Origin of the sequence: Microbacterium sp. AG790 (assembly GCF_003634765.1) — a bacterium.
Taxonomy (GTDB): domain Bacteria; phylum Actinomycetota; class Actinomycetes; order Actinomycetales; family Microbacteriaceae; genus Microbacterium.
The window spans coordinates 106,867-117,583 of sequence record NZ_RBWZ01000013.1 but is presented as its reverse complement, the minus strand read 5'-3'; the positions used below and the strand labels follow the sequence as shown (position 1 = coordinate 117,583).

10 protein-coding genes are annotated in these 10,717 nt (G+C 69.2%); 5 read left to right on the top strand and 5 right to left on the bottom strand.

Annotated elements, in window-relative coordinates; translation table 11 throughout:
• Positions 1 to 673 precede the first annotated feature (673 nt).
• Complete coding sequence (locus DEU37_RS15135) at positions 674 to 1,492, top strand: hypothetical protein (protein WP_259457307.1); 819 nt, start codon at positions 674 to 676, stop codon at positions 1,490 to 1,492.
• Positions 1,492 to 2,529, top strand: a complete 1,038-nt coding sequence (locus DEU37_RS14155; RefSeq protein WP_061681385.1) for an HAD-IIA family hydrolase — start codon at positions 1,492 to 1,494, stop codon at positions 2,527 to 2,529. Before DEU37_RS15135 ends, DEU37_RS14155 begins: the two co-directional genes overlap by 1 nt.
• A 114-nt stretch (positions 2,530 to 2,643) precedes the next feature.
• Here DEU37_RS14155 and DEU37_RS14150 read toward each other — a convergent pair whose 3' ends face one another.
• Positions 2,644 to 3,000: a hypothetical protein gene (locus DEU37_RS14150; RefSeq protein WP_259457306.1), complete on the bottom strand. Its 357-nt coding sequence runs from the start codon at positions 2,998 to 3,000 to the stop codon at positions 2,644 to 2,646.
• 73 nt (positions 3,001 to 3,073) lie between these two features.
• Here DEU37_RS14150 and DEU37_RS14145 point away from each other — a divergent pair, with 73 nt between their 5' ends.
• Complete coding sequence (locus DEU37_RS14145) at positions 3,074 to 3,760, top strand: alpha/beta fold hydrolase (RefSeq protein WP_121191246.1); 687 nt, start codon at positions 3,074 to 3,076, stop codon at positions 3,758 to 3,760.
• Positions 3,761 to 4,152: 392 nt separating this feature from the next.
• Here DEU37_RS14145 and DEU37_RS14140 read toward each other — a convergent pair whose 3' ends face one another.
• Positions 4,153 to 5,631 (bottom strand): DHA2 family efflux MFS transporter permease subunit, encoded by a 1,479-nt coding sequence (locus DEU37_RS14140; protein WP_121191245.1) that lies wholly within the window; start codon positions 5,629 to 5,631, stop codon positions 4,153 to 4,155.
• A 107-nt stretch (positions 5,632 to 5,738) separates the two neighbouring features.
• On the opposite strand from DEU37_RS14140, the gene DEU37_RS14135 reads away from it, so the two are divergent.
• Both DEU37_RS14135 and DEU37_RS14130 read left to right on the top strand, forming a co-directional pair.
• Positions 5,739 to 6,392, top strand: a complete 654-nt coding sequence (locus DEU37_RS14135) for a DUF1345 domain-containing protein (protein ID WP_121191244.1) — start codon at positions 5,739 to 5,741, stop codon at positions 6,390 to 6,392.
• Between the two features lie 48 nt (positions 6,393 to 6,440).
• Positions 6,441 to 8,345 carry an ABC transporter ATP-binding protein gene (locus DEU37_RS14130; RefSeq protein ID WP_121191252.1) on the top strand — a complete coding sequence of 635 codons (1,905 nt, stop codon included), beginning with the start codon at positions 6,441 to 6,443 and terminating at the stop codon, positions 8,343 to 8,345.
• Between the two features lie 6 nt (positions 8,346 to 8,351).
• Here DEU37_RS14130 and DEU37_RS14125 read toward each other — a convergent pair whose 3' ends face one another.
• From DEU37_RS14125 to DEU37_RS14115, 3 genes are read right to left on the bottom strand one after another with little or no spacing between them, the layout of a single operon-like run.
• The gene (locus tag DEU37_RS14125; protein ID WP_121191243.1) at positions 8,352 to 8,552 is read right to left on the bottom strand and encodes a hypothetical protein; all 201 of its coding nucleotides are present in this window, start codon (positions 8,550 to 8,552) and stop codon (positions 8,352 to 8,354) included.
• A gap of 25 nt (positions 8,553 to 8,577) precedes the next feature.
• On the bottom strand, positions 8,578 to 9,540 hold the full coding sequence (locus DEU37_RS14120) for a glycosyltransferase family 2 protein (RefSeq protein WP_121191242.1): 963 nt from the start codon (positions 9,538 to 9,540) through the stop codon (positions 8,578 to 8,580).
• Positions 9,537 to 10,715, bottom strand: coding sequence for a cysteine desulfurase family protein (locus tag DEU37_RS14115; protein ID WP_121191241.1), 1,179 nt, complete (start codon positions 10,713 to 10,715; stop codon positions 9,537 to 9,539). Before DEU37_RS14115 ends, DEU37_RS14120 begins: the two co-directional genes overlap by 4 nt.
• Positions 10,716 to 10,717: the final 2 nt, after the last annotated feature.

Here is a 10,717-nt window from a genome sequence, read left to right as displayed (position 1 = left end):
TGCAGGGGGGACCCTGTGGGAGAGTAGGACACCGCCGGACTTCTTTTCAGGAAATGGCCACCCAACGCTGGGTGGCCATTTCCCGTTAACACGACTGAAAGGAACTCCTTCGATGGCACAGGAGCGCGATCCCGAGAACCCGGATGCGACACCCGAGCGCCGCCGGAGGTCTTCCGATGGAACCTCGTCGGCACGATCGGGCGCGGGCCCTCGCGACGGCCAGCGTCCGCGCGATGGTGAGCGGAAGCCGTACGTGAAGCGTGACGGTGAGCGTAAGCCGTATGCTCCTCGCGATGGTGAGCGGAAGCCGTACGTGAAGCGTGACGGTGAGCGTAAGCCGTATGCTCCTCGCGATGGTGAGCGGAAGCCGTACGTGAAGCGTGATGGTGAGCGGAAGCCGTATGCTCCTCGCGATGGTGAGCGTAAGCCGTATGCTCCTCGCGATGGTGAGCGTAAGCCGTATGCTCCTCGCGATGGTGAGCGTAAGCCGTACGCTCCTCGCGACGGCGAGCGTAGGCCCTACGTGAAGCGCGATAGCGAGCGGAAGCCGTTCGCTCCTCGCGATGGTGAGCGTAAGTCGTACGTGAAGCGCGACGGCGAGCGTAAGCCTTATTCGCCTCGCGATGGCGAGCGCAAGCCTTACGCACAGCGCGATGGCGATCGGACCTCCCGTGTGCCCGGTCGCAGTTCCCGGCCGCCGCAGGGCTCGGAGCGTCGCACGGGCCCCACGGGGCCGCAGCTGCCCGACGATGTCACTCCTCAGGACCTGCCGGCATCCGCGCGCAACGAGCTGAAGACGCTGTCGAAGGAGAACGCCGAACAGGTCGCGCGTCATCTCGCCATGGCAGCACGTCTCATCGACGACGACGCCGTCCGTGCGCACGAGCATGCCCTCGCCGCGTCCCGCAGCGCTGGGCGCATCGCAATCGTGCGTGAGACTGTCGCCATCACCGCGTACGCGTTGGGCGACTTCGCCCTGGCGGTGCGTGAGCTGAGGACGTACCGGCGCATCTCCGGCCGCGATGACCAGATCGCCCTTCTCGTCGACAGCGAACGCGGCGTGGGCCGCGCTGATCGTGCACTCGAAGTGGGACGCGCGGTGGATCGTTCGACGTTGACCACCGAAGTGCGCGTGGAGCTGGCGATTGCCATGTCGGGGGCTCGACTGGACCTCGGTGAGACGGAGCGCGCACTCAGCGAACTGGACATCCCCGAGCTGGACCCCGATCGTGCCTTCTCGTGGAGCCCCGCGCTGTTCGCGGCGCGGGCTGCGGTGCTCGAGGAGCTTGGCCGCGTCGATGAGGCGCAGCAGTGGCAGCGACGCGCCGAGGTGGCCGCGGAGGCTCTCGGCGCCGTTGATGCGGATCTCGAGGTGATCGAGATCGACGAGATCGAGGAGATCGCGCTGCCGGCGGAGGAGGACATCGCTCCCACGGTCGAGAGCGACGATTCCGGCGACGACGAGTCGGATGCAGAGGAAGCGGAGCGCTGATGGGCCTCTTCTCGAAGCGCGCGCCTCGCACTCCGCTCGACGGTGTCGACGCGGTGCTCGCGGACCTCGATGGGGTCGTCTACGCCGGCCCGGGGGCCCTGCCGTATGCCGTTGACAGCCTGAATGCGGCGGCTGTGTCGCGGCGCCTCGGGTACATCACCAACAACGCGTCCCGACGTGACGCCGTCGTGGCGGAACACTTGCGCGAGCTGGGGCTGGACTCCACACGCGCCGAAGACGTCGTGACCAGTCCGCAGGCCGCGATGCGGTTGCTGCGCGATCGCGTCGCACCGGGATCCACGATCCTCGTCGTCGGCGGTGACGGCCTCGTCTTCGAAGTCGAGAAGGCCGGCTACGTCGTGACCCGCAGCGCCGAGGACGCCCCCGCGGCCGTCGTCCAGGGATTCGCTCCCCAGGTGGGCTGGGAGCAGCTCGCCGAAGCCGCGTACGCTCTGGCGACGCCGGAGGATGCCGGCGGCATCCCGTGGATCGCCACGAACACCGACTGGACGATTCCGCAGGCACGCGGCATCGCGCCGGGAAACGGAACACTCGTGTCCGCCGTGCATACGGCCGTCGGTCGGCTCGCCGTCGTCGCGGGCAAGCCGGAGCGGCCGATCTTCGATGAGGCCGTCGCGCGTTTCGCGGCACACAAGGCGCTCTTCATCGGCGACCGGCTCGACACCGACATCGCGGGCGCCCAGGCTGCGGGGCTCGACTCGGTGCTGGTGCTGACCGGCATCGACCGACCCAAGCACGTGCTCGCCGCTCCGCCGACGGCGCGGCCCACCTTCATCCTCGGCGATCTGCGGGAGTTGCACGAGGAGTACCCGGAGACGGTCGTCCAGGGAGAGGTGACCTCCGTCCGCGATGCGGCCGTGCGGATCGACGGCGCCGACATCCACGTCGTGTCGGAAGGGTCCCGGCCGATCGATCTCGTACGCGCGGGCGCCGCAGCCATCTGGGCCACCGGGCGCGCCATCTACGGGTTCCGCGTGCCCGAGCGGCTGTACGCGGATCCCTTCCACCGCCCGTGATCTTCTGTTCTCACTGACCGCACCGAGAAGGCCCGTGCACGCTCGCGGAAAGTCGTCGACAAGGCGGCCAAGAAGGCGGCGAAGAAGCTCGGCGTCTGAGACGCGGTGCCCGCCTCACTCCCAGCCGAAGGTGTTGAACCACTCGGCGCGAGCGGCGGATTCCGCGACATCCTCGGTGCCGCGAAATCGGTCATGGGCGCCCAGGCGGCCGTCGACCAACGGCACGAAGGCATCGCACCCGAGGCACCGCGCCCGCCCATCGGGAAAACCGGCGGCCGGGGAGTCGTCTGCCAGGCGTGGCGCGCTGATGGCCTCGGCACCGGAGGCCGGGCACGTCGGCGGGTCGGCGTCGACGTCCGACCACATCTGCGACGTGCCGACGCGGTTGTGCAGTCCCGCATGCCCGGACGCTCGCGTGCACAGGGCGCTCCCTCGCCGGCTGCGGCACCACCGTGCCGTGGGATACGTCACCGTTCCAGCTTAGGCATCGCCGCGGGGACGGAGATGCTCCGTGCATACTCGCCGCCGCCTAGGATGGAGGATCGTGACCGAGAACCTTCGACAGATCTTCGATGCCGACGTTCGCGACATCAGCTACCTCGATGAGGGCACCGGCCCCGCCATCGTTCTGCTGCCTGAGGCGGGACTGGACTTCGCCTACTTCGGCGCGCTGGCCAGCATCCTGGTCGAAGAGGACTTCCGCGTGGTGCGCATCGCCACACGACGCTCCACAGCGCCGACGTTGCACGAACTCGCCCAGGACGTGGTGGACGTCCTCGACCACCTGCAGATCTCGGAAGCCTGGATCGGTGGACACGGATTCGGCGGTGCGGTCGCTCGAACCGTCGCGATCGACCATCACGACCATGTGAGCGGGGTGCTGCTGCTGGGCGTCGCCCACGACGCTCCGTCCGGTGACGACTTCGACACGGAGGTACGCGCCGTGTTCGGGGACTCGTTCTCGCCGCAGACCGATGTGCGTCAGATGCAGGCGGATGCGCTCGCGGCGACGGACGGCGCGGCCTGGCAGCCCGTCGCGGATGCCACGCCCGTGCTCATCGTCCAGGGAGCCGCGGATCGCGTCACGCCGGTCGAGGGCGGAGAGTCGCTGCGCGAGGCCGCGCCGGGGCTGGTCAGCGTGAAAGCGGTCGACGGCGCCGGCCACTTCTTTCCCCTGACCCACCCCGGCGAGACGTCGTGGTTCATCGAGGACTACCTCGACTGGGACTGAGAGCCGTCCCGCTCAGGCGGTCGGGCCGTCGTGCTGCCCATCGCCGATCTCCTCGACGAGCTTTCCCGTGAAGGCGGCGTGGTCGTCCGGCGGGGGAGATCATCACCGCCGTGACCCGGCATCCGTCACCGCCTGCCAGGGTGCGGTCAGTTCGCCGTCCTCGAGGCCGCTCGTCGCGACAGCGACGTATGATCGACGGATGACCACCTCTCACCAGCCCCAGGTCGCTGTCGACGACGACGCTTCGAGCGCTCAGGGTGCCATCACGCTTCTCCCACTCGTGGACGCGAGCGTCGACGCATCCGCATCGTGCTGCGGTGGCGGGTCCTGCAGTATCGGCTGAACGTCCCGAGCTCTGCCGTCCGGTTCGCGCAGGGTCGGCGCGCGTCAGCTCAGTGCGCGGGTGGCCCGTCCGGTACGTCATCCGGCTTTCTGATGAGGAAGGCACTGATCAACAGGGGCGTGCCGATGATCGCCGCGAGCAGGAACGCCGCTCGTGCGCCTGCAGCTCCGGCGGGCGCCTCGGCCACTCCGCTCCGAGCCGCACCCGCAGCCACCGACGACATCACCGAGATCAGGAGGGCGATGCCGGCTGCCCCTGCGACCTGCTGGATCGTCGAGACCATCGCGCTGCCGTATGAGTAGAACCGCGGCTCGAGCGAGCCCAACGAGGCCGTGAACAACGGCGTGAAGGACATCGCCAGCCCGATCGACAGCAACGTCTGGGTGCCGACGAGGATCCACACCGGGGTCGACTCGGTGAGCATCGTGAAGCTCCACAGGATCGTCAGCACGATGATCGTGCCGGGAAGCAGCAGCACGCGGGTGCCCCAGCGATCGTAGACGCGTCCGATGACCGGGCCGAGAAGGCCCATCGCCAGCGCTCCCGGCAGCACGACGAGGCCGGAGGCGCTGGCCGACAGTCCCAGGGTGTTCTGCAGATACAGCGGGAGCGCAGTCAGCGTTCCGAAGAACGCCAGCGACATCACCGCGAAGTGCGCGACCGACAGGGAGAAGTTGCTCGAGCGGAAGATGCGCAGATCGAGGAGTGCGTCATCCCGCTTCTGCAGCATCACCTGACGCCAGACGAACAGTCCGAGGGCCACCAGTCCGATGCCCAGCGCGACGACGAGAGTCGTGGTCGCCGCCTCCGCGGCGGCGACATCCGTCCCGTGTCCACCGATCTGGCTGAGCCCGAAGACCACCCCGCCGAACCCGACGGCGGACAGGAGCACGGAGAGGACGTCGATCGGCGTGTGCGTGCTCTCTCCCAGGTTGTGGATCCAGCGCACACCCACGACCAGGGCCACCAGCGCGATCGGAAGGACGATCGCGAAGATCCACCGCCACGTCAGATTGTCGAGCACGATGCCCGCCATCGTCGGTCCGATGGCGGGGGCCAGCGAGATCACCACGCTGACACGACCCATCATCCGCCCGCGCAGGTGCGGGGGGACGACAGTCATGAGCGTCGTCATGAGCAGCGGCATCATGATGGCGGTGCCCGACGCCTGGACGACACGGGCCGCGACGAGTACTTCGAAGCCCGGGGCGATCAGCGCGATCAGCGTGCCCGCGGAGAACAGACCCATCGCGGTCGCGAACATCGCCCGCGTCGTGAACCGCCGCAGCAGAAAACCGGTGGTGGGGATCACGACCGCCATCGTCAGCATGAACGCGGTGGTGAGCCACTGTGCGGCCACCGCGGTGATGCCGAGGTCGCCGATCAGGTGCGGGATCGCGACGCCCATCGTCGTCTCGTTCAGGATCGCCACGAACGCGGCGGCCAGCAGGAACCAGATGACGCGGTTCTCCTTGGCTCCGACCTGAGCGGGCGCATCAGGCGCGGTGGCGATGTCGGGAGAGGTCATCGGGCTCCTGGGTGTCGTCGGGACGCGTTCCCGGCGGGCGGGGCGACTGTCCACTGTAACGGGAGGGTCGGACACGGCATTCCCGGTCGCGGTGGGAGCATCGAGGCATGAGCTCTCGTCGTCATCCGTCGCGGGTGGCCGTCCGCGGCCCCCTCTCCCTCTCCGTCGGGGCCGTGGTCGCCGTCGTCGCGTCGGTCGGTGCCGGGCTCTCCGTCGGTCTTCTCGCCGGATGGGCCGTCGTGGCCGCGATCAACGTGGTGTGGCTGCTGAGCGTGGTCTGGCCGATGGATGCCGAGCAGACGCGCTCGCACACGACGAGCGTCGACCCGGGCCGGCCGGTCGCGCGCCTGATCGCACTCGCGGGCAGCGTCGCAAGCCTCGGCGGCGTGGTCGCGGTGCTGATCGGGAGTGGGAGCAGCGGGCACGCCCGCGCGTTCCTCGTCGCGGGGGTGGCGATCGCGGCCGTGGTGAGCTCGTGGGCGCTCATCCAGGTCGACTACATGCTGCGCTATGCGCGCGTCTACTACGGACGCGTCGCCGCGGGGATGGCGGGTGGCATCGACTTCAATCAGGACGATGCGCCGACGTACTCCGACTTCGGCTACTTCTCGGTCGGCCTGGGGATGACCTACCAGGTGTCCGACACGAATGTGTCCGCGAATGAGATCCGGCGCATCATCGTCGCGCAGACGCTGCTGGCCTACCTGTTCGGGGCCGTCATCCTGGCATCGGTGATCAATCTCGTCGCCGGCCTCGGCTGAGTCGCCGCCCCTCCGGCACGGGGTTAGAGTGACCCGGTGAGTATGGGCATGGGGGGAATGGGGCCGGGTGGTCGTCCGGCGGCGTTCCGCGGCGTCGACGAAGGCGCGCAACGGCGACTGAACGCACAGGCCCCGGCGATCCCGAACCTGGGTGCTCGGGTCGTGGGCCTGTTCCGCCCCTACCGCCTGCGCATCCTCGCGACCGCTGTGATGGTCGTCGTCGGCGCGGCGATCGGTGTCGTCCCGCCCCTCATCGTGCAGCGCATCTTCGACGACGCGCTGTTTCCCACAGACGGTGCGCCTCCCGATCTCGCGCTCCTGCTGCGGTTGGTGCTCACCATGATCGGGCTGTTCCTGTTCTCCGCGGTGCTCGGTGTCACCCAGACCTGGCTCACCTCGACGGTCGGCAATCGTGTGACGGGAGACCTCCGGGTGCGCCTGTTCGATCACCTGCAGGCGATGGAGCTGGGCTTCTTCACCCGGACGAAGACCGGGGTCATCCAGTCGCGGCTGCAGAACGACGTCGGCGGCGTCTCGGACGTCTTGACCAACACCATCACCAGCATCCTCGGCAACACGGTGACCGTGATCTCCGCCCTCGTCGCCATGATCCTGATCGACTGGCGGCTGACCATCATCGCCGTGATCATGATGCCCGCGCTCGTGCTCGTGCAGAGGCGGGTGGGGCAGGTGCGGGCCCGTATCGCGGGGCAGACGCAGGAGTCGCTGAGCGAACTGACCAGCATCACCCAGGAAACGCTGTCGGTCAGCGGCATCCTTCTGTCCAAGGCCTTCAACCGCCAACGGGCGGAGTCGGAGCGCTACCGCGCAGAGAACCTCAACCAGGTCCGTCTCCAGGTGCGCCGGGCCATGAGCGGACAGGGCTTCTTCGCCGTCGTGCAGGTCATCATGGCCTCGGTGCCCGCCGTCATCTATCTGGTGTCGGGCTACCTCATCGCGGGCGGTACCGGCGCGATCACGGCCGGCACCGTCGTCGCCTTCACCACGGTGCAGGCGCGCCTGCTCCAACCGCTCATGGGGCTGATGCGTGTGGCGCTGGATCTGCAGACCTCCCGGGCCCTGTTCGCGCGCATCTTCGAGTACCTCGACTTGACGCCGGCCATCGTCGACGCTCCCGACGCGATCGACGTCGCGCGCGCCCCCGGGCCGATCGGACGTGTCGAGTTCCGCGACGTCGTCTTCCGCTATCCGGATGCCGCGGGCGACACCCGCCCGACTCTCGACGGAGTGTCCTTCGTCGCCGAGCCCGGCCAGCACATCGCTTTCGTGGGGCCGTCCGGCGCGGGCAAGACCACCATCGTCTACCTTGCTCCGCGTCTGTACGAAGCATCCGAGGGCGCCGTCGTCTTCGCCGGGCGGGATGTGCGGGGGCTCACCCAGGACTCGATCGTGGAGAACGTCGGCATCGTGTCACAGGAGACCTACCTGTTCCACGCCACCATCGCCGACAACCTCCGCTACGCGAAGCCCGATGCCACCGACGAGGAGCTCGTGGCGGCGTGCACGGCGGCGAACATCCACCACGCCATCGCGAGCTTCGAGAACGGCTACGACACCGTCGTCGGCGAGCGCGGCTATCGGCTCTCGGGCGGCGAGAAGCAGCGGATCGCGATCGCGCGCGTACTGCTGAAGGATCCACCGGTGCTGCTGCTGGACGAGGCCACGTCGGCTTTGGACACCGTCTCGGAACGGGTCGTGCAGGAAGCGCTGGACAATGTGGCCCGCGGGCGCACCACCATCTCGATCGCGCACCGGCTGTCGACCGTCGTCGGCGCCGACGTCATCCACGTCGTCGAGGCGGGGCGCATCGTGGAGTCCGGGACCCACAGCGAACTGCTGGCGCAGGGTGGGCTCTACGCCGAGCTGGCGCTCGAGCAGATGGCGGCCGCGACGATCGCGGGCATGGAGGCGCAGGCGCGCGAACAGGCCTGAGGCCTCTCAGGCCGGCTTGCTCCAGTCCTCGGACCCGATCGCGTCCGTGGGGTACGGGATCGGCTCGTTCTCGGCGATCGCCTTCGGCTTCGGGTTGACGAGCTCCTCCGTGGAGAGGGCTGCGAGCTCGTCGATCTCGGCACGGATCGCGGCGAGATCGGGACCCGCAGGACGATCGGGGAGGTGAGCGGCGTCGGAATCGGTCATCCGCTCAGAATATCTCCGGCTCGTCTCACCACAGTTCAGCCGCGCTGCGCAACCGGGCCGCGGCGTCGTCGAGACCGATGGACTCGGCATCCGCACGGTCGTGGAGGGCGCGGATGAACGTGCCGAGCGTGCGTCGGTAGGCGTCGTCGGGGCTGTCTTGCGCGATGCGAACGAGCGGAGGGACGTCCATCTCCAGAATGAGACGCACGCGGGCGCGGACAGCGGCGCGCTGACCGGCGCCGTCGAGCACGGCGATACCACCGCTGAGGGCGTCGAGGTAGTCCTCGAGCACGGGGAGCAGATTCTTGTTCTGCGTGATGGAGGAACCATCGGCGCGCTCTCGCCAGTGCACGACGACGTCGGGGATGACATCGATGGCGCGCGCGGCGGTGTAGAGACGCTGCGCGACCAGCTGATCCTCGTAGAGCTTGCCCTCGGGAAAGCGCAGCCCCGTCCGCCGCCAGAGCTCCACCCGGCTGAGCTTCGACCAGGCCACGATGTTGCCGGAGACCTCGGGATGCGCGGCCAGCGTCGTCGCGAGCCGCGGCGGATCGGTGGCGGCGCGAACCCACGGTTGCACGGGGCCGGGACGGTAGGTGCCGGCCTCATCGGCGCGCAGTCGCACGTAGGCGCCCACGACGACGTCGCTGCCGGAGCGCGTGAGCGTGTCGACGAAGCGTTCCAGTGCGCGCGGGGTGAGCACGTCGTCGGCATCCAGGAATCCGACGAACGGTGTCTCGACGAGCTCCAGCCCGGTGTTGCGGGCAGCCGACAGCCCGCGCGCGACGGGATGGCTGACGACATGGAAACGATCGTCGGATGCCGCCGCCGCCGCAAAGACCTCCCCGGTCGCATCGAGGGATCCGTCGTCGACCAAGATGGCGCGCCAGCTCGTGAGCGTTTGGGCGCGGAGGGAGTCCACGGCCTCTTGCGCGTAGGCGGCGACGTCGCGTCCGGGGACGATGACGGTGACGACGGGTGTGCTCACGGCCCCGATCGTACAGCCGTCACCGATGCGGCGACCGCGTCCGCGGCGGCATCGAGCAGCGCTGCGGCCCGCTCCTCATCGCCGGCCCCGAAGTCATGGCTGAAACTGAAGCGCACGGCGGTCTGGGCGAGCTCCGGGGTGATGCCCAGCGCGAGCAGCACATGGGACGGCTCGTCGCTTCCGGCGGCGCACGCGGAGCCGCTGGAGGAGACGACGCCACGGCGTTCGAGCTCGAGCAGCACCGACTCGCCGCTGGTTCCCGCGAAGGTGAAACTGGCCAAGGAGGGCAGGCGACGCACGGGGTGACCGGTGAGCTGCGAGGAGGGGACGAGGGCCAGCACGCGGGCGGTGAAGCGGTCGCGCAGCGCGCCGACGCGTGCCGCTGCGGCGAGGCGCTCGCGCTCCGCGATCTCCAGGGCGGTTGCGATCGCGACCGCGCCGGCGACGTTCTCGGTGCCGCTGCGCCGCTCGCGCTCCTGGCCGCCGCCGTGGAGCAACGGTTCCAGAGGCACGCGGCCTCGGATCGCGAGCACGCCGATGCCCGGGGGAGCCCCGATCTTGTGTCCGGCGACCGAGATCGCATCGGCTCCGGTGTCGGCCAGCGGCAACCAGCCCGCCGCCTGTACGGCGTCGACGTGCAGCGCGACGCCGGCCGCGCGCGTCACCGCTGCGATCGCGCCCAGATCCTGAACCGTGCCGACCTCGTTGTTCGCGTAGCCGATCGACACGAGCGCGGTCTCGGAGCGAAGCGCCGCGGCGATGTCCGCGGGCGCGACGAGGCCCGTCGCGTCCACGGGCAGCCGGGTGATGCTCGCGCCGTGCACACGCTCCAGGTACCCGCAGGAGGCGAGGACGGCTTCATGCTCGATGGGCGTGGTGATCACGTGCATCGGAGCGCTTCGTCCGCCGCCGCGATGCAGCGCCGTGCCGATCGTGATGCCCTTCACCGCCAGGTTGTCCGCTTCGGTGCCACCCGAGGTGAAGACGATGTCGGCGGGGCGCATGCCGAACACGGCGGCGACGCGCCGTCGCGCGTCCGAGAGGACGGATGCCGCGGCCTCACCGACGGTGTGGTGGCTGGACGGGTTGCCGAACCGATCGCCGAGGTAGGGCAGCATCGCCTGGACCACGTCGGGACGTACCGGGGTGGTGGCAGCGTGATCGAGATAGAACATCG

Coding starts and splice junctions, on each gene's coding strand:
- DEU37_RS14125 (WP_121191243.1), bottom strand. CDS start 8,552: ATGACCGATTCCGACGCCGCTCACCTCCCCGATCGTCCTGCGGGTCCC.
- DEU37_RS14155 (WP_061681385.1), top strand. CDS start 1,492: ATGGGCCTCTTCTCGAAGCGCGCGCCTCGCACTCCGCTCGACGGTGTC.
- DEU37_RS14130 (WP_121191252.1), top strand. CDS start 6,441: ATGGGGGGAATGGGGCCGGGTGGTCGTCCGGCGGCGTTCCGCGGCGTC.
- DEU37_RS14140 (WP_121191245.1), bottom strand. CDS start 5,631: ATGACCTCTCCCGACATCGCCACCGCGCCTGATGCGCCCGCTCAGGTC.
- DEU37_RS14135 (WP_121191244.1), top strand. CDS start 5,739: ATGAGCTCTCGTCGTCATCCGTCGCGGGTGGCCGTCCGCGGCCCCCTC.
- DEU37_RS14115 (WP_121191241.1), bottom strand. CDS start 10,715: ATGTTCTATCTCGATCACGCTGCCACCACCCCGGTACGTCCCGACGTG.